General features: G+C 64.2%; 18 protein-coding genes. 2 read left to right on the forward strand and 16 right to left on the reverse strand.

Annotation, left to right across the window (positions count from 1 at the left end; translation table 11 throughout):
* Positions 1-4 precede the first annotated feature (4 nt).
* From AC4CS3_RS09695 to AC4CS3_RS09735, 9 genes are all read right to left on the reverse strand, one after another.
* The gene (locus AC4CS3_RS09695; protein WP_490783252.1) at positions 5-1,057 is read right to left on the reverse strand and encodes an alcohol dehydrogenase catalytic domain-containing protein; all 1,053 of its coding nucleotides are present in this window, start codon (positions 1,055-1,057) and stop codon (positions 5-7) included.
* Positions 1,054-2,577, reverse strand: a complete 1,524-nt coding sequence (locus tag AC4CS3_RS09700; protein ID WP_490783253.1) for a mannitol dehydrogenase family protein — start codon at positions 2,575-2,577, stop codon at positions 1,054-1,056. Before AC4CS3_RS09700 ends, AC4CS3_RS09695 begins: the two co-directional genes overlap by 4 nt.
* A gap of 3 nt (positions 2,578-2,580) precedes the next feature.
* Positions 2,581-3,798: a D-mannonate dehydratase ManD gene (gene manD / locus AC4CS3_RS09705; protein ID WP_490783254.1), complete on the reverse strand. Its 1,218-nt coding sequence runs from the start codon at positions 3,796-3,798 to the stop codon at positions 2,581-2,583.
* A 62-nt stretch (positions 3,799-3,860) separates the two neighbouring features.
* A complete protein-coding gene (locus tag AC4CS3_RS09710; protein WP_490783255.1) occupies positions 3,861-4,604 on the reverse strand; it encodes an amino acid ABC transporter ATP-binding protein in 744 nt (247 codons plus the stop codon).
* Positions 4,601-5,536 (reverse strand): amino acid ABC transporter permease, encoded by a 936-nt coding sequence (locus AC4CS3_RS09715; protein WP_490783256.1) that lies wholly within the window; start codon positions 5,534-5,536, stop codon positions 4,601-4,603. The genes AC4CS3_RS09710 and AC4CS3_RS09715 overlap by 4 nt, the downstream gene beginning before the upstream one ends.
* Entirely contained in the window at positions 5,536-6,183 is a 648-nt protein-coding gene (locus AC4CS3_RS09720; RefSeq protein ID WP_490783257.1) for an amino acid ABC transporter permease, read from the reverse strand. Before AC4CS3_RS09720 ends, AC4CS3_RS09715 begins: the two co-directional genes overlap by 1 nt.
* 54 nt (positions 6,184-6,237) lie before the next feature.
* Positions 6,238-7,137: a transporter substrate-binding domain-containing protein gene (locus AC4CS3_RS09725; protein ID WP_490783258.1), complete on the reverse strand. Its 900-nt coding sequence runs from the start codon at positions 7,135-7,137 to the stop codon at positions 6,238-6,240.
* Between the two features lie 152 nt (positions 7,138-7,289).
* Positions 7,290-8,294, reverse strand: a complete 1,005-nt coding sequence (locus AC4CS3_RS09730; RefSeq protein ID WP_490783259.1) for a 2-hydroxyacid dehydrogenase — start codon at positions 8,292-8,294, stop codon at positions 7,290-7,292.
* 2 nt (positions 8,295-8,296) lie between these two features.
* Complete coding sequence (locus tag AC4CS3_RS09735; RefSeq protein WP_490783260.1) at positions 8,297-9,286, reverse strand: LacI family DNA-binding transcriptional regulator; 990 nt, start codon at positions 9,284-9,286, stop codon at positions 8,297-8,299.
* A gap of 178 nt (positions 9,287-9,464) precedes the next feature.
* Here AC4CS3_RS09735 and ggt point away from each other — a divergent pair, with 178 nt between their 5' ends.
* A complete protein-coding gene (ggt, locus tag AC4CS3_RS09740) occupies positions 9,465-11,291 on the forward strand; it encodes a gamma-glutamyltransferase (RefSeq protein WP_490783261.1) in 1,827 nt (608 codons plus the stop codon).
* An 89-nt stretch (positions 11,292-11,380) separates the two neighbouring features.
* Positions 11,381-12,403: a non-homologous end-joining DNA ligase gene (gene ligD, locus AC4CS3_RS09745; protein WP_490783262.1), complete on the forward strand. Its 1,023-nt coding sequence runs from the start codon at positions 11,381-11,383 to the stop codon at positions 12,401-12,403.
* Between the two features lie 139 nt (positions 12,404-12,542).
* Here ligD and AC4CS3_RS09750 read toward each other — a convergent pair whose 3' ends face one another.
* The 7 genes from AC4CS3_RS09750 to AC4CS3_RS09780 all read right to left on the reverse strand — a co-directional run bounded on the left by AC4CS3_RS09750 (position 12,543) and on the right by AC4CS3_RS09780 (position 18,291).
* The gene (locus AC4CS3_RS09750; RefSeq protein WP_490783263.1) at positions 12,543-12,890 is read right to left on the reverse strand and encodes a YegP family protein; all 348 of its coding nucleotides are present in this window, start codon (positions 12,888-12,890) and stop codon (positions 12,543-12,545) included.
* Positions 12,891-13,096: 206 nt separating this feature from the next.
* Positions 13,097-13,345, reverse strand: a complete 249-nt coding sequence (locus AC4CS3_RS09755; RefSeq protein WP_490783264.1) for a hypothetical protein — start codon at positions 13,343-13,345, stop codon at positions 13,097-13,099.
* Positions 13,346-13,554: 209 nt separating this feature from the next.
* Complete coding sequence (locus AC4CS3_RS09760) at positions 13,555-14,676, reverse strand: NAD(P)/FAD-dependent oxidoreductase (protein ID WP_490783265.1); 1,122 nt, start codon at positions 14,674-14,676, stop codon at positions 13,555-13,557.
* A gap of 71 nt (positions 14,677-14,747) precedes the next feature.
* The gene (locus AC4CS3_RS09765; protein ID WP_490783266.1) at positions 14,748-15,791 is read right to left on the reverse strand and encodes a Gfo/Idh/MocA family protein; all 1,044 of its coding nucleotides are present in this window, start codon (positions 15,789-15,791) and stop codon (positions 14,748-14,750) included.
* Positions 15,791-16,567 (reverse strand): amino acid ABC transporter ATP-binding protein, encoded by a 777-nt coding sequence (locus AC4CS3_RS09770; RefSeq protein WP_490783267.1) that lies wholly within the window; start codon positions 16,565-16,567, stop codon positions 15,791-15,793. The genes AC4CS3_RS09765 and AC4CS3_RS09770 overlap by 1 nt, the downstream gene beginning before the upstream one ends.
* Positions 16,564-17,352, reverse strand: a complete 789-nt coding sequence (locus tag AC4CS3_RS09775; protein ID WP_490783268.1) for an amino acid ABC transporter permease — start codon at positions 17,350-17,352, stop codon at positions 16,564-16,566. The genes AC4CS3_RS09770 and AC4CS3_RS09775 overlap by 4 nt, the downstream gene beginning before the upstream one ends.
* Positions 17,353-17,427: 75 nt before the next feature.
* The gene (locus tag AC4CS3_RS09780) at positions 17,428-18,291 is read right to left on the reverse strand and encodes an ABC transporter substrate-binding protein (RefSeq protein ID WP_490783269.1); all 864 of its coding nucleotides are present in this window, start codon (positions 18,289-18,291) and stop codon (positions 17,428-17,430) included.
* Positions 18,292-18,454: the final 163 nt, after the last annotated feature.

The raw sequence follows: 18,454 nt of genomic DNA on the forward strand, positions 1-18,454 counted from the left end.
CGAGTCAGTACGTGATGAGGACTTTGAGGTTGGTGGGGTCTGTCACGGGGGCCGTGAGTGCGGCCGCGGCGTTGGCCAGGGGGAACGTGGCGGTGATGATTGACCGAAGGTCCACCACCCCCGTGGAGGCGAGCTGAATCGCCGTCGGAAACGCGTTGGCGTACCGGAACGCGGTCACCAGATCGATTTCAAAACGTTGGAGGAAGCCGAGCGGGATCCCGTCGACGGTGGGACGGGCCTGTCCGACCACGGTGGCCCGGGCGGCTGGGGCCAGTGTCAGCATGCCGTCAGCCAGCGCCCTGGTGTTGCCGGAGCATTCGATCAGGCGATCCATGGCTTTCAGATCCAAGGCCGTCACCGAGGTGTTGATGGTCCGGGTGGCCCCGAACCGGGCCGCTACGGCAAGGCGGTCGTCGTTGACGTCTGTCACGACGATCTCCGACGCGCCACGGGAGGCCGCGACTTGTGCCACGAGCAGCCCGATCGGACCGGCGCCGGTGATCAGGACCCGGTGCCCTGCCTGTACCTGGGCCCGTTCGACCGCCCAGACGGCGACGGCGAGCGGTTCAATCGCTGCTCCGATCTCGGCAGGGATGCCGTCCGGCAGAACGTGAAGCGCGGCTTCAGGCACCACCACGTGACGGGCGAACAGCCCGTCGGTGGGCGGGGATCCGAAGCATGTCCCCATTGGGCAGAGGTTGTAGCGTCCGGAGAGGCACGTGGGGCAGCTCCGGCACGGCAACGCGGGTTCAATCACGACGGCGGTGCCCGCGACGATGCTGGCCGCCTCACCGCGTGCGATGACGACGCCCGCACCTTCATGGCCGAGAACCGTGGGCTGGCGAAGGAGGTTGGTGCCGTTGCGGCCGTCGGCGAAATAGTGCATGTCAGAGCCGCAGATGCCGCCCGAGCGCATCTCGACCAGGACATCGTTCGGTCCGAGGGGCTTCAGGGGTTTGTGTTCGATGCGGATGTCGCCCGCTCCGTGGAGGACGGCCGCTTCCGTGGTCAGCGGCACGGAGGATCCGTCGGCGCGGCGGATTGCTTGGGTGGTCATCGGATGCTCCGGGTCTGTGCGGGAAGAAGTGAGGTTGACTCGGCTGCCGCGCTTGCGGCGGCGAGGGGGCCTTGCCGGTGGATGATGTCGATCAGCTCACCAGTGCGGCGGATGAAGTCTTCACGAGTCGCGAGTTCGTCGCCGAGAAGATGGTGTTCGCCGAGTACCTTGGCTGCGAGGTCCCTTCCGGACGTGGATCCCGCTGCGAGCTCCTGGAGAGTTTCCCGGGCGGGATCTTGCATCTCGTTGGCGTGGTTGCCGGGGTCGAATCCCTGAAGGGGTGCGATGCACGACAGGTACGCGGCGACGGTGAGGGCGAGGTAGTGGGGCATCGCACCGGCGTCGAGCATTTCCAAGGCAGGAATCGGGATCCGCTGGCGGAGTTTGACGGAGCCATCGCTGCCCACCTGGCTGGTTCGGTGCCCCAATGCCGAGTTGCGCCAACGCGAGAAGAGTTGCTCCTCGTAAGCGTCGACGTCGACGGCTGCGGGCACCGTCACGCTCGGCAGGTACTCGTCGCGGAGGACGCGGCGCGCGGCGGTTTCGATGTAGTCGATGCCCGTGGCGTCCGGAATGGTGGCCGCACCGGACAGGGCTCCGAGGTAGGCGATCAGCGAGTGGGTGCCGTTCAGGAGCCGGACCTTGAGCTGCTCATACGCCGCGACGTCGTCAGTAAAGATAGCCCCCGCAGCCTCCCATGCCGGGCGGCCCGCTATGAAGTTGTCCTCCAGGATCCACATTGTGAAGGGCTCGGCTGGCACGGGGATCTGGTCCGCATAGCCGAGTTGCTCGGCGACGAGGCTGCGGTAGTGGTCCGTCGTGGCGGGTACGATCCGGTCCACCATGGACGAGGGGAAGGTGACGTTGGCATCGATCCACTGCACCGTCTCGGCGGCCTCGCCGGCCGGGAGCAGTGATGCGAATTCGCGTACCAGGCGTTGGGTGTGGTGCCCGTTGTCTGCCAGGTTGTCGCAGCTGAGGACCGTCACTGCTTTGCCATGAGTGCGCGCCCGCTGCTGGAGTCCGCGGACGATCTGCCCGATCGGCGTCCGGGGGACTGAGCTGTTCGCGAGGTCGTGCCGGACGTCAGGATCGGCAACGTTCAAGGAGCCAGTCGCGGGGCTGTAGGTGTAGCCGTTTTCGGTGACCGTCAGGGATACGATGCGCGTGGTCTCGGCGCCAATGGCGGCCACGACGCGTTGTGGTTCCTGTGCCGCGACAAAGGCGTCCGTATGCACGCGCGGGGTCGAGAACGTGGATCCCTCGGGCGAGATTTCGACGACCGTGTAGAGCATGTCCTGGGCGTGCATGGCATCGGTGATGGCTGAGGAACGGCTGGAAATCCCAATGATTCCCCAGTCGCCGCCCTGCGCCGCGACGGCGGCATCCGTATAGACCGCTTGGTGCGCGCGATGGAAGTTTCCGAAGCCGAGGTGCACGATGCCGGGTGCAGGGGCGACAGTTCGGCGCAGGATTCCGGGTGTTTCGGCGTTCAGCTGGGGGAGGCTTGGCGTGGCCATGGGTCACCAGTCCTTCATGGAGCCGTCGAGCTCCCGGGCGATGGGCAGGTAGGCCTGCTTGTACGGGAAGCGCGCTGCGGCATCTTCGTCCACCTGGACGCCCAGGCCAGGCTCGTCACCGGGGTGCAGGTATCCGTCTTCGAAGCGGAAGCTGGATTGGAAGACCTCGGACACCAGGGGGTCGTAGCCCATGTATTCCTGGATGGCGAAGTTGCTCGTGGCCAGGCCGAGGTGCAGTGATGCGGACAGGTTGATGGGGGAGACATCGGACGGGCCGTGGGGTGCGCCCTTGATCTGGTACACCTCAGCGAAGGCCAGGATCTTCCGGACGTGGGAGATGCCTCCGGCATGTACGACGGCGGTGCGGATGTAGTCGATGAGCCGTTCAGTGATGAGCAACTCGGCATCCCAGACGGTGTTGAATACTTCGCCGATGGCCAAAGGAATGGTGGTCTGCTGTCGCAGCGTACGGAGCAACCGCTGGTTCTCCGCGGGGGTGACGTCCTCGAGCCAGAACAGATCCACCTCTTCCAACGAGCGGGCCAACCGGGCTGCCTCGGTCGGGTTGAGGCGGTGGTGGACGTCGTGGAGGAGCTTGAGCTCGGGGCCGACGTGCTCACGGACTGCGGTGAGGATCTTTGGTGCGTGGCGCAGGTAGGCGGCGGTGTCCCAGTCTTCTTCGACAGGTCCGGCACCGCGGCCGGCGGGTTCGTAGCTCGCGGCACCCTTGGTGACGCCGTAAACCTTGTCGAGCCCAGGGACGCCGGACTGGGCGCGGACGGCGCGGAAGCCTTGTTCACGGCGCTGGTCAACCGAGTCCAACAGTTCGGGCAGGTCCCAGCCGGTGGCGTGCGTGTACGTGAGGATCTTGTCGCGGGCTGCGCCGCCCAGGAGCTGGTAGACCGGAACACCGAGGGCCTTGCCTTTGATGTCCCAGAGGGCGAGGTCGATGGCTCCGATCGCGGCCATGGTCACTGGCCCCCGGCGCCAGTACGCGCCTTTGTAAAAGTATTGCCAGGTGTCTTCGAGGCGGTCTGCGTCCCTGCCGAGCAGGGCCGGGCCGAGGTGATCGCGGAGGTAGCTCGCGACGGAGAGTTCGCGGCCGTTCAGGGTGGCGTCACCCCAACCGACGATGCCGTCGTCGGTGGTGATCTTGAGGGTGACGAAGTTGCGGCTCGGGCTGGTTACCAGGACGTCGACGTCGACGATTTTTCGGGTCATGGGATTCACGTCATTCTGTGTCAAAGGGCATGGTGTGGGCGGCGAAAGGCGGCACGTGGTCTCTACAGCACCTTGCTGAGGAAGTCCCGGGCACGGTCGGACTTGGCCTCTGTGAAGAACTGCTTCGGGGTGTTCTCCTCCACGATGCGGCCTTCGGCCATGAAGATGATCCTGTCGGCGGCCGTCTGCGCAAAGCCCATTTCATGGGTGACCACCACCATGGTCATGCCGCCCTTCGTCAGTTCGACAATGACATCCAGGACTTCCTTGATCATCTCGGGGTCCAGGGCGGACGTCGGCTCGTCGAAGAGCAGGACCTTCGGATCCATGGCCAAGGCCCGGGCGATGGCAACGCGCTGCTGCTGTCCGCCTGAGAGCTGGGCCGGACGCTTGTGTGCTTGGGCCTCGACACCCACGCGCTGGAGCAGCTCCATGGCGCGTTTCTCCGCGACTTCACGCTTCTGGCCGCGCACCTGGACGGGCGCAAGCGTCACGTTTTCCAAGACTGTCATATGGGCAAAGAGGTTGAACTGCTGGAAGACCATACCGACCTCGGAACGCAGCTGAGCAAGCGGGCCGCTTTCGTTGGGCAGTTCCTGGCCATCGATTTCAATGGTGCCTTCGTCGATGGTTTCCAGGCGGTTGATGGTGCGGCAGAGCGTCGATTTACCTGAGCCGGAGGGGCCGAGGATCACGACCACTTCACCGGTCTTGACGTCGAGGTCGATATCGCGGAGGGCGTGGTAGTGGCCGAACCACTTCTGGATCCCGCGGATGGAGATCATGGTGTCGTTTCGCAAAGTCATACCTTACGTAGTTCTAGGGTGGGATCGACGCCGGGCTGGGGCCTGGCGCTGTTGTGGTTGTCCGGACCGGACGCCATCGTTGAAACGGGGACGGCTGCGCGGGGCCCCTTGCCGCCGTCGCCGGATTTCCGTGTCGGTGTCAGGCGCGCGCTCAGGATGTGCGAGATTTTGGTGAGCAGCAGGCAGATGAGGACGTACAGGGCCGCCACCGCTGTGAAGATCGGCACCGCATACTGGCCACCCAGGAATTCGATGGACTGTTCACCGGTCAGCAGGAGATCGGTGTAACCGACCACGAAGCCGAGGGATGAGGCCTTGGTGACCCGGACCATTTCGCTGATCAGGGCAGGCAGAATCTGCCGGATGACCTGGGGCAGCAGCACGAACCGCAACGTCTTCACGGTCCTCAGCCCCAAGGCGTGGGCTGCTTCGGCTTGGCCCCGGGGCAGGGCAAGGAAACCAGCCCGGAAGGCCTCGGCCAAGGAGGCGCTCTCGTAAAGGACAAGGCCTACGACCAGCGCCCAGAAGGTGCTGATGCTGGCTCCGGTCACCGCCGGGACGCCCAAGTAGATGAAGAAGACCAAGAGCAGCTCGGGAAGGCCCCGCAAGGCTTCGATCCAGATACGCGACGGCACGCTGATCCAGCGCCGCACCGACATGCGGCCCAACGCCAGAAGCAAGCCGAAGATCAGGGACAGAACCACGGACACGACGGCGACCTGCAAGGTTGCCCCGACGCCCGTCATCAGTGCCAGCAACAGATCGGGCTGGCCCAGGATTGCCCAGTGCTCGCCGTCCAGCAGACCCTGGCCGCCCAGCGTAGTCAGCACGAAGGCAAGGCCAGCGAGGGCCGGAACGGAAAGGATGATCGACCAAGTACGGATCCGCCGTTGCTCGAGGGGACCCGGTGCATCGTAAAGTGTGACAGCCATCAGGAACTGAACACCACCCTTCGCTCTAGGGCGGCTGCAGCCAGCGCGGCCGGAATTGTGATCGCTGAATAGAGGGCTGCGGTGAAAAGCATCAGGGCTATGACCGCGGAGTCGTTAGTGTTGATCAGCTGGAGCATGGCACCGAACAGTTCGGTGACGCCAAAGACGCCGGCAATTGCGGTGACCTTGACCAGTGCGATGGTCGTGTTGATCAGAGGCGGCACCGAATTGCGCATGCCTTGGGGAAGAATCACCAAACGGAAGGTTTGGATCTTCTTGAGCCCGAGTGATCGGGCGGCTTCAAACTGCCCTGGACCGATCGCGTTGATGCCGGAACGGATCGCTTCGCAGTAGTACGCGGCGAAGTAGACCGTGATGCCGATAAACGAGAGGGCAAAGAAATCGAGCTTCAATCCGAGCAGCGGCAGGATGAAGATGGTGAAGAACAAGTGCGCGGCGGCCGGAATGTTCCTCATGAGGGACACGTAGACGGTGCTAAGTGTCCGGAGCAGGGGAACCGGCGAGATGGAGAAGGAAGCCAGGAGTATTCCGGCGGCAAGAGACATCAGTCCCGAGACTGCAACCAGGCCGAGGGTGGCCAGGAAGCCGTTCCCGAAGACATTCAGGTTTTCAACGATGGCGTCCATCTTGCTGTGCCTCCTTCCGGGTGCGGATTTTGGTCATGGGGATCTTGTGCTGTGTCATGACTTGGGAGATTCTCCACAGCCGGCCATCTCCTGGGGAGCGGTCGGCGCAGCGAGCCCGGACTTGCCCATACGGGCCTCCCAGAACTTGGCGACCGTTCCGTCCGCGAAGGCCTTGGCCAGCCGCTCGTTGAAGAACTTGCACATGTCTGTGCGGTCCTTGGCCATGCCGATGCCCCAGCGTTCGCCGTCGCCGTAGGTCATGGGCGCGAATTCAAAGGTGTCGGGCTTTTCCTGAACAAAACCGGCCAAGAGCGGCGCGGTGGAGTCGACGGCGTCCACAGAGCCCTGCTCGAGGGCGCGAATGCAGTTTGTAAGTACGTTGAATTCGGAGATTTCAGCCTGCGGGATTTCTTTGCTGACGCGCGGCTGGCCCTGACTGCCTTGAAGGACGCAGATCTTGGTGCCCTTGGGGATGTCCGCCAGGGACTTCAGGCCTGCACCCTTGCCCTTTCGGAGGATTAGCTGCGGTTTTGTTTCAAGGTAGGGGCCGGAAATGGCAATGGCCTTCTGGCGCTCCGGGGTGATGGCGAGGGCGGTGGCAAATATGTCGATCTTGCCCTGTTCAATGAACGGGATGCGATTGGCAGCCGTGGTGTTGACCCACTCGATGTGGTCCTTGCTGATGCCCAGCGGTTCCACCAGGTATTCGGCGAGGTCGATGTTGAAGCCCTGCCACTTGCCCTGGAGATTTAGCTCGCTCAGGCCCGGCTGGTTCGGTGAGGCGCCGATCTTGATCTTGCCGGCGGCGGCGATCTTCGCCATGCTCGATCCGGCAGGGAAGCTTGCGGGCGTGGATGCCGTGCCACCGCCCCCACATGCTGAGGTGAGGAGTGCGAGTACGGCAGTACCGGCAAGGGCTGCAATCTTCATGTTTTTGAGCACGGGGAAGCTCACTTTCTCTTCATTGAGATGGATTTGTCTTGCTGGCCACGGGGAACAACCACGTAAAACGGGCTGCGTGGTTCAGCGGGGTGCGGGTTTTTGCGTGATGCGAGCGAAGACGTTCGAGGACTAGCGAACCGCAGCGGTCGATGTCGACCCGGTAATCAGCCCAAAGTCGATAGTTGCGGCGACGCCGAGAGCACTACATTCTTCAGCGGCTGGTTTGTGGAAAGACGGGTGATGTTTTCGGCGATCTCGAGCGCGCGGCTTCGGAAGGTCTCTGCAGTGACGCCGGAGGAGTGCGGGGTCATGATGATGTTGTCCAAGCGGCCGAACGGAAGGGCGGATGGTTCGCCGCGGCCGTCAGTTCCCGGGTATTGGTACCAGACGTCGATCGCGGCCCCAGCGATCCGACGGTCTTTCAGGGCTTCGTAGAGTGCGGCTTCTTCGACGACGGGTCCGCGGGCAATGTTGACGAGCAAGCCGTCCGGGCCAAGGTCGTCGAGTTCAGCTGCGCCCACGATGCCGGTGGTTTGTTCCGAGAGCGGGATGCTGACCACCAGGATGTCCGATTCACTGAGTGCCTCGCCGAGCCGCTCGGTGGTGCCAGCCCAGCGCAAGGAGTTGGCCTTTGCGTCCACGCTGCCGCTGCGGGTGATGGCGACACCCTCCGCGCCGAAGGCCTTGAGGAGCGACCATGCTGCCCCGCCGATGTGCCCGAACCCGAGGAATGTCACCACAGCACCGCGGAGTGTTTCCGGCTGCCGGATCTGTGAGGAATAGACAGACGAAGACCAGACGCCGCTCCGAAGCGCCGCGTCCTGGCCGATCAGGTTGCGGCGGAGGGCCACCAAAACGGTGGCGATATGTTCGGCAATGGAACTTTCGTGGTGGAAGGTGTTCGCGCAGACCGCCCCGGCGGGCAACGCGGAGGCGTCGATGCCGTCGTAGCCGGCACCGCCGACGTGCACGAGCCGCAGATTGCTGGCGGCCGCGCCCATGGCCTCGGTGAAGCGTGGCCCGACGTAGACGTCGGCATCTTTGAGGTCGGTGAGTACTGCATGCTCGCTCCAGCTGTCGTGCCAGGAGGTAAGGGCACCGTCGGGGAGCGCGGCCTCGAAAGTGGAGCGGTGGGGCATCAGGTTGGGGTCTGCGATGACGATTCTCATGGTTACTTTCCCTGGAGGGCTTGCTCTGCGGTGCGCGCAGCAAAGGTGGAGCCACGCACAATGAGTTGTGAACCGAGGTGCACGGCTTCAGTTGCTGTCGGCTTTCCGGCCATCTGCTCCAGGAGGAGCTCAAGGCTGAGGGCGCCGCTTCGGTCAATGGGTACGCGGATGGAGGTGAGCCCCGGCTCTGCTGCGGCGGCAATGTCTAGGTCGTCGATGCCGACAACGCTGATGTCCTCCGGGCAGTGGTAGCCGAGGCTCCGGGCGCCGGCGAGCATGCCGATGGCGACCAGATCGTTGTAGGCAATAACAGCGGTGGCACCGCTGGCGACCACCGAAGCCGCCGCGGCCAGTCCGCCGTCGACCGTTGCATTCTGGTTCCCGACAGTGACGAGTTCGATGCCCCAGTCGGCGCAGAAGCGGGTGATCGCTGCACGGCGTTGGCCGTTGGCCCACGACGACGCGGGCCCGGGAATGTAGGCAAGCTTGCGGTGGCCGAGTGCATAGAGATGCTCGACGGCTTGGCGGATTCCCTCACCGGCCTCCATGAGCACCCGTGCGGCGTGCTCCGCCTCGCCATTGATGACCACTAGCGGCGCGCTGCCCGCGAGATGGTGAATCTGCTCGGACGGCAGTCGGGGCGAGCAAAGGATGATGCCATCCACTCCCGTCGCGAAGGACTCGAGATGCGCCCGTTCCCGCGACGAGGACTCCGAGGTGTCGGCGAGGACCATCCGGTGGCGGCCGTGCCATGCCTGGTCCTGGATGGCTTTGATGAGGGCGGCGAAGACCGCATTTGAAATGTCGGGGACGATGACGCCGAATGTTCGGCTGCCCGTGACTCCGGGTACGTCGTAACCCAATTGTTCGGCCGCGGCCATGACCTTCTGCCGCGTTTCGGCTGCCAGGCGGCCGGGGTCTCCGAATGCCCGCGACGCCGTTGCCAGGGACACCCCTGCCAGCTTTGCGACATCCGTGAGTTTTGCCGACATCTGTCCTCCAGTTGCTTCGTTGAAACCTTGTCCTGCAAGTATGGAAAGACTTGTACAAGTTTGTCAATGGTTTGCACAAGGTTGTTGGGGCTGCCGGGTTGCCTGGACCCGTTGAGCGTCGCGTAGCCGCGGAGTAGGGTGGCCCCACTCACCTCGCACCATCATTTGAGGAGCGACCATGTCACATCGCAAACTTCGACTGGCCACCATGACGGCAGTACTCGCGCTGAGCGTGACGAGCGGCGCCGTCGCCAACCCCGCCTTCGCCGATCCGCGCCAGACTGAAAAGACCGCCACCGCCACCGGATACGGCGGCGCGGTCAGCACCGTAGACCCTGAAGCGTCCGCTGCCGCCATCGAGGTCCTCCGCAAGGGCGGCAACGCAGCCGACGCCGCCGTCGCCGCCGCCGCGACGCTGGGCGTGACCGAACCGTACAGTGCCGGGATCGGTGGTGGCGGCTACTTCGTGTTCTACAACGCGAAGACCGGCAAGATTGGCACCATCGACGGGCGCGAGACCGCCCCGGCGGCGATGCCGCATGACGCGTTCATCGATCCCGCCACGGGGAAGCCGTACAACTTCACCCCCGAACTCGTCACCAGCGGGGTCTCTGTAGGCGTCCCCGGCACGGCGGCCACCTGGGAGCGCGCACTGGAACGCTGGGGTACGTTGAGCCTTGGCGACGCCCTCCAGCCTGCCATCAAGGTCGCGACCCGCGGCTTCGTCGTCGACCCGACTTTCCGCCAACAGACACTCGACAACAAGCTCCGCTTCGCGGCGTTCAGCTCCACCAGCAAGCTGTACCTTCCGGGAGGCGACGCACCCGCCGTCGGCAGCATCTTCCAGAACCACGACCTCGCCGCGACGTACCGGCTTCTCGCGAAGCAGGGCACCCAGGCCTTTTACAGCGGTCCGCTCGCAGCCGAGATCGCGGCAACCGTCCAAGCCCCGCCCAAAACCGCAAACACCACGCTGCCCATCCCCGTGGGGCACATGACCACAGCCGACCTCGCCGCGTACAAGCCCCTGGACCAAGCGCCCACCCACGTCGACTACCGCGGCCTCGACGTCTACGGCATGGCGCCGTCGAGCAGCGGGGGTACCACGGTAGGCGAGGCGCTGAACATCCTGGACACCGTCAACCTTTCGGAGATGTCCAAGCCAGCTGCCCTGCACCACTACCTCGAGGCGAGCGCGCTCGCCTTCGCCGACCGTGGAAAGTACGTGGGCGACCCTGCGTTCGTCGACGTTCCCACCGCCGCGCTCACTGACCCGCTGTTCGGCAAGGAGCGCGCCTGCAAGATCGACCCGCTACACGCGGCCACGAAGCCCGTCGCGCCGGGAGATGTGTCCACGTACGACGGCGTGTGCCCGGCTTCCGCGGCGGCACTCGCCGACGAGAAGGACACCGAAAACATCTCGACGACCAACATGACAGTCGCCGACCAGTGGGGGAACGTGGTCGAATACACGCTCACCATCGAGCAGACCGGCGGCTCAGGCATCGTGGTGCCGGGACGCGGGTTCCTGCTCAACAACGAGATGACCGATTTCTCGGCCGTATACAGCGCGAGCGACCCCAACCGAATCGATCCCGGCAAGCGCCCACGCTCTTCGATGTCCCCGACCATCATCCTCAAGGACGGCAAGCCGTTCCTCGCTCTCGGCTCGCCTGGCGGATCGACGATCATCACCACGGTGCTGCAGACCATCTTGAACAGGGTGGACCTGGGCATGAGCATTTCCGACGCGATCGCCGCACCGCGCGCCTCTCAACGCAACACGGCAAAGGTCACGGCCGAACCGGAGTTCATCACGGCGTACGGGAGCCAACTCACGCCATATGGCCACCAATTCACGCCATCCGGCGACGCTTTCACTTCGGCGGCGGAGATCGGTGCCGCAACCGCGATCGAATTCAGGCCGAACGGGCGCATGATCGCCGCCGCCGAGCCCGTCAGACGCGGCGGCGGTTCGGCGATGGTGCTGAAACCGTCGCCGTGAGATGTGTATGGTCTTTGGCAGGAAAACGCTCGTCCATTCGATCCGCTGTGGTGCTGACGCCCGGGGTAGCGCTGGGGTAACTTGTCCCCATGGCTACCGAAGCAACCACCCTCACCGTTGATGGGCCGCACGGTCCCCGGGAAATGCGGATCTCCAGTCCCAGCCGGGTTCTCTGGCCGGAATTGGGCCTCACCAAGCTGGATCTCGCGCGCTATATCGTTGATGTCGGGGAAGCATTCATAGCCGCGAACGGTGACCGGCCGGTCTCGCTGCAGCGCTTTTCGGACAACATCGACGGAGAACAGTTCTTCTCCAAGAATCCGCCGAAAGGAACCCCAGACTTTATCCGGTCGGTAAAGGTGATCTATCCGAGTGCGCGCTCGCATCCCCAATTGGTCCTCGACGAGCCAGCCGCGGCAGTGTGGGCCGTCCAGATGAACACGGTGGTCTTTCATCCTTGGCCGTCACGTGCCGAAAACACCGACAACCCCGACCAGTTGCGGATCGACCTGGACCCGCAGCCCGGAACAGATTTCGACGACGCGATTCCCGCCGCGCTTACCCTGAAGAACGTACTTGCCGAGGCCGGGCTGACCACCTTTATCAAGACCTCAGGAAACCGGGGGCTTCATGTCTACGCCCCGATCGAGCCTTCGCATGAGTTCTTGGACGTACGGCATGCCGTTATCGCGGCCGCCCGGGAGCTCGAGCGCCGAATGCCGGACAAGGTCACCACCGCCTGGTGGAAGGAAGAACGGGGTGAACGGGTATTCGTCGACTTCAACCAAGCCAACCGTGACCGGACCATAGCCGGCGCGTATAGCCCGAGGGCGCTCGCCCATGCCCCGGTCTCTTGTCCAATCACGTGGGACGAACTTGAATCGGCGGACCCGAAAGATTTCACGATCCTTAGCGTGCCTGGCAGGCTGAAATCCGTGGGGGACCCTTGGCGTGACATGAACTCCAAAGCAGGCAAAATTGACGTCCTGCTTCAATGGTGGGAACGCGACGTCGGCGCCGGGCTCGGGGAGCTGCCGTTCCCGCCCGACTACCCGAAGATGCCGGGCGAACCACCGCGTGTACAGCCAAGTCGAGCGCGCAAGCACGACTGACTGACGGGCCGGGAAGGTGGCCTCGGCAGACAATGAGTGGGAGAATTAGGGCTGGACCAAAACGGCCGGCGGCGCATCTTGCCTGCTGAGACCCAGGTGAGTCCCCCAGTGCGCCGTCGGTCCTGACGTTGCTGGCCTCCTACGCCGCGCCGGTCCATCTGGGCGCGGTTGCCGCGCGCCGGAGTTCCTTGGCGCGGGTGCGGAATCCGTCGGACGCCTTGCGCGGTTCGTCGCATGCCTGGGAACCCGCATTGCGGGGGATTGCCATCGGACGAGCCATCCCGGCCGGTTCGCGTGCGCCCGCCGCCGGGCAAAGGTCGGTGACCAGTCCCATGCCCGCGCATTCCCGCGCAGCGGCGATTCCAGCGACAACTGCGGGCTTGTCCGCGAACGGCGTCGAAACAGCGATGACGATGCCGTCAGGTGATTTGAGGCGGAACCTGAAAAAGGACTCCCCATCAACAAACACTTCAAATATGCCGGCCACTGCTACCTCCCGGTCTGCGGATCCCGCTCAGTAGCGACTTCACTACCGGCGGGGACGGAGCATCACTGCATTCCTCGTCCGCTGCTCTGGTTGAACAACCACCGTGAATCGTTTTTCACGTGATATTCAGTCTGTGCCGACTGTGTTGAGGCTAACAAGACCGCGTGAGTTAACCCTGTGTAAAACGTGTGCAACCGCAGGGTGGGTCAGTTGCCACTCGCCCGGTTCATCAGGTGCTCGAGCAGCGCTAGTTCCGGGAATCCGGGGTGCCGGGCAATGCTGGACCTGAGCTTTGCCCGGAGGTGCTCGCCGCTCGGTTCGGTTCCGCTGAGGACTTCGTCGATGATTTCCTGCGCTTGCCCACGCAAAGCCGCCAGGCTGTCACTGTCGTCGCCGGGAACCAGAACCGGTTCCGGCTCGACGAGCGGGTCTTCAGACTCCAAAGGTTCCGACACTGCCAGCTCCTGATATTTCATCCCGGCAAGTCCCAGCCCCGTCGGGAATTCGCCCCCATCCACTCTAGATAGTAATGAGGGCACCCGGATTGTTCATCGCTTCCGGATCAGAAGGATGAAAATGGCCTCGAAACGACGGTTTGTGACGCGAACCCCGTAGCGGATGGCTGGGCCCGGTCTTTGGGGCGCCAGCCATCCTGAGGGGTGGCCTAGGAGAACCTGCCTGGCCGGAAGGTGGAGAGCATGGGGTGCTTGCTTCCCGTGAGGATTTCATCGGCCAGCAGTTCGCCGACGATGAGTCCGAGCGTGGCTCCGGAGTGCGTGAAGGCGACATGGCAGCCCGGCACTTGACCGACTTCGCCGAGCACGGGTTCACCGTCGCCCGGGATGGGCTTGTAGCCGATCTTCCAGGACGCCGGTTTGAGTTCGGGGTTGCCGGCGATGAGTTTGGAGGCCTCGTCAGCGAGTTCCTGGACGATGCCGTCAGGGATGCTGAAGGAACCGTCCTCGTGCTCGGTGATGTGCTCTTCGTACCAGTCGTGGTCCAGCGCAAAGGTGTTCCCCGGGTTGGGTCGGATGGCGGCACGGGGGGTGTTCATGACGGCTCTCACCTCATGATCCACGGCTTTGGTCAGCACGAGCATGGAGACGGGGGAGCCGTTGGGGATGTCGACGCCGAGGGGTGCGACGACGGCTGGGGTGGCGGCACCGCAAGCCACCAGGACAGCGTCGGCCCGGTAGGTTTCGCCGGCGGCGGTCTCGACGCCGGAGGCACGGCCGCCGTCGACCGTGACGGAAGCCTTGCCGGAGTTGAGGACGAGCTGGCCGCCCCGGGCGTGGAATTCTTCCATGAGGAATTCGATCAGGTCCGGCAAGCTGACCCAGCCTTCGCCGGGGTTGAAAATGGCGCAATCCGGCACTGCGCTTGCATTGATCCCGGGAGTTGCGAATTCAATCTCTTCAGGGGTCAGCAGCTTGGAGTCGTACCCGACGGACTTCTCGTAGGCGTGGCGTGCTTCCGTGACGGCTTGCTGTCCGGCGGCGTTCCACATGAGGCCGCCGCCGAATTGCAGCCATTCACGGTGAGGATCCGCGGCGAACAACGTACGGTAACGGTCGACCCCGGCGAGGCGTAGCCGGTGGTAAGGGGTGGACCGTTCTCCTGCGGAGTTGAGCCAGGACAGCGAGCGGCCGCTGGCCTCGCTCGCGAGGCCCTTTTCGGTCAGCAGGACAACGGACGCGCCTTCACGGAGCAGGTGGACCGCAGTGGAGACTCCGAGGATGCCGCCGCCGATGACGACGACATGTTTGGTAGGGGGCGTGGAGGACATGGCTCTCCCTTTCTTTGGGGTGTGGTTGTTGGCCGCGCGGGGCGGACGGTGGCATGGCTGGAAAGATCCGCCTACGCGAAGGCGTGGATTCTTTCGATGACTTTGAGGGTTTCAAGTGATTCCGCGGGGTCCACGGGCAACGGTCCATCCCCGCGGATGGCGGCCGCAAGTTCGGCATAGAACCGGGGGTAGGCGCCGGTTTGGGCAGGGACGGCCTCAGGGTCTCCGTCAGTCCCCAGGACAGCCCAGGAAGTTACGGGGTCAACGCCATAGGCGGGATCCGACGGCGACAGGCCGGCTGCGAGGGCCGCCTCCTGGCTGTCCAGTCCCCACTTGGTGTAGCCGGCCCTCGAACCCAGGAGGTGGAATCGCGGTCCTACTTGGGCAGCCATGCCGTTCATCCACAGCCTGGTCCGCACTCCCGAGGTGTGGAGCAGGGACACGAAGGCCTCGGTATCGGCGCCCTCCGGGTGTTGTCCGTGATTTGCGGTCTCGCCGTAGCAATCCCCAACGGGACCGAACAGCTGGATGGCTTGGTCGATCAAGTGGGCGCCGAGATCATGGAGGATGCCGCCGCCTTCGGCCACGGACGCGCTGTCACGCCAATTGCCGAAGCCTTCGGGGCGCCACCACTCGAATCGCGATTCGAAGGTTCGGACCTCTCCCAGGCCACCTTCCCGCAGGACCTTCCCGAGTGTCAGGAAATCGGCGTCCCACCGGCGGTTCTGGAATACCGTCAGCCGCACACCGGCGTCGGACGCCCTGGCGATAAGCTCTTCCCCGTGAGTCGAGGTTGTGGCGAAGGGCTTGTCCACCACCACGTCGAGGCCGTGGGCGATCGCGGTCGCGGTGAGATCGAAGTGGGTGAGCGGGGGAGTGCCGAGGACCACGAGGTCCAGATCCGGGGCCAGTGCGAACAGCGCTTCCGGGGTGGGGACAATCCGCGTGCCGGGGTAGAGTCTTGCCGCTTCCGCGGCGCGCTGCGGATCAGCCGTGACGATGACGTCGAGGGAGTAGCCGGGGTCCGCGGCAATCAGGGGGGCGTGGAAGACCTTCCCGGAAACCCCGAATCCGACGACGGCCGTGCGGATGGGTGCCGTGGCAGGGTTCGGCATTACAACACTTCCGAAAGGAATCGTTGGAGCCGTTCACTCCGGGGGTTGTCGAAGAGCTCGGCAGGGGTTTCTGACTCCACGACTTCTCCCTCGTCCATGAACACCACCTGGTCAGCAACCTTCCGGGCGAAGCCCATTTCGTGGGTGACAACCAGCATGGTCATGCCGCGCCGTCCCAGACCGGCCATGAGGTTCAGTACGCCTTTGACGAGCTCGGGGTCCAGGGCGCTGGTGGCTTCGTCGAAGAGCATGACCTCCGGTTCCATGGCCAGTGCCCGGGCGATGGCGACGCGCTGTTGCTGGCCGCCGGAGAGATCGCGGGGGCGGTGGTCTGCGCGTTCGGCGAGCCCCACTTCGGCGAGGCTGCGCCGGGCACGTTCCCTGGCTGCGGCCTTGGACATTCCTTTCACGCTCCAGAGCGCCAAGGCAACGTTCTCCAAGGCGGTGTGGTCGGGGAAGAGATTGAAGTGCTGGAACACCATGCCGATGCGGCTTCGCAGGATGTCCGGTTTGACCTTGAGTGCGCTTTCATCGGCCAGGAGTACGTCGCCGCTCTTGGGTTCGTGGAGCCGGTTGACGCCACGGAGCAGGGTCGACTTGCCGGATCCGGAGGGGCCGATGATGCAGGTAGTGGTGCCGGGCGCGACATTCAGGCTGACGTTGCGCAGCACCTCGATGTCCCCGTACGCCATGGTCAGCCTTCTTAGCTCCAGACTGGAACCGTGGAACGTCTGGACACCGGCGGCGGTGTTGTTGGTGCTGGTGCTGGCGCTCATGTGTTGCTCCCGGTGATCAGCGGCGATGCCGCGTCGAGTTCTGTGACTTCCTTCAGGCCGCTGCTCGGCGCGCTGGGACGACGGCGGCCCGTGCGGAAGCGGCTGTCGAAGTAGTTCACGAGGTGGGTCAGCGGGACGGTGATGACGAGGTAGAAGATGCCGGCCATGACCAGCGGTGAGAGGTTCCCGGAGAGCACGGCGGCGTCCTGGCCCACCCGGAAGAGCTCGCGTTCGCTGACCAGCAGGCCCAGGAAGTACACCAGCGAGGAGTCCTTGACGATGGCGATGAACTGGTTCACCAGGGCCGGGAGCACCCGGCGGATGCCTTGGGGCACCACCACGAGCCGCATCGATTTGGCGTAGCTCATGCCCAGGGCCCGGCACGCCTCGCCTTGGCCTTTGTCGACGCTTTGGATACCGGCGCGGAAGATTTCACCGATGTAGGCGCTGGCGATAAGGCTCAGCGCGATGATGCCGAGCGGGTAGGGGGAGGGACCGAAGATCGACTGGCTTAGCCGGGCGAAGCCTTGGCCGATCAGCAGGATGGTGAGGATGGCCGGCAGGCCCCTGAACAGATCGGTGTAGATGCGGGCAGGGACGCGCAGCCATGCCGAGGATGAGATCCCCATGACGGCAACTACCATGCCCAGTCCGACGCCGATGATCGTGGCGGAGACCGAAATGATCAGGGTGTTTAGCAGGCCGACGCCGATCAGTTGCGGCAGGACTTCGGCCATCGCGCCGAAATCGAAGAATGTACGTGTGATGGTGCTTAACCAGTCCATGGTTTGCTCTCAGACTTAGGTGGCTGTCGGGGCGGGCGGGCCGCGAATGGTCCGCCCGCCCGTCAGACAGTTGGGCTACTTGCTGGGCGCCGGGCTGGCGGTCTGCTCAGCCTTGGGCAGGTACTGCGTGGGCATCGGCGATCCGGGGAACCACTTCTGGTAGAGCTTCTCCCAGGTACCGTCTTCCATCGCCGCGGCCAGTCCCTTGTTCAGGGCATCCTTGAGGGCGGTCTTGTCCTTTGCCAGCGCGAAGCCGGCCGGTGCGTCAAAGGAGGGAATATCGGCGGCGCTGACCAGGCCGAACTGCTGTTCGTAGGACTTGGCGGCCTCGTAGTCCAGGAAGTGCGCGTCAGCCGAACCGCTGTTCACGGCGGAAATCGCGGAGTTGTTGTCCGGGAAGCGCACCAGGTTTGCGGTGGGGAAATTCTTCACCGCGTAGGCCTCCTGCAGGGTGCCTTGGACTACGCCAAGCCGCTTTCCAGCAAGGCCGCCGACATCCTTGATCCCCGAGGTCTTGGTCGTCAGGACGGTCAGGTATCCGGCGAGGTAGCCGTTGGAGAAGTCCACGGTCTGCTTGCGCTTGTCCGTGATGCCGATGGCCGCGACCCCGACGTCGAACTGGCCGTTCGCAACGGCCGGCAGGATTGCCGAGAAGTCCTGTCCGGTGAAGACGACCTTGTCCACACCGGCGCGGTGCGCGACATCCTTGAACAGTTCGACGTCGAAACCTGTGAAGTTTCCGGTGGCGTCCGTGAACGTGTAGGGCTTGGCATCTCCCAGGCTGGCCACCCGGATGGTGCCGGATTCTATGAGGCCATAGGGGTTCCCGGCGGTCGACGACGAGGCAGGGGCCGGTCCGCCACACCCGCTCAGTGCCAGGAGGGCTGCGACGGCAGCCGCGACGATCACCCCGGGGCGGAAGTTCAGTCGTTTAGTCACAGCAATTTTCCAATCATGAGAAGCGGTAAGCGGCCTTGAAGCCTTTCGGGTTTCCTCTTGTTGAGTCCGGTCTCAGTCGCTAGGATTGAGACCGGACTCACAAGGGGTTGCAAAAAATGTAACCCAAACCACACAGGCCGTCAAGGCCCCGTCGGAAGGCATG

This window comes from Arthrobacter sp. SE2 (genome assembly GCF_058244265.1).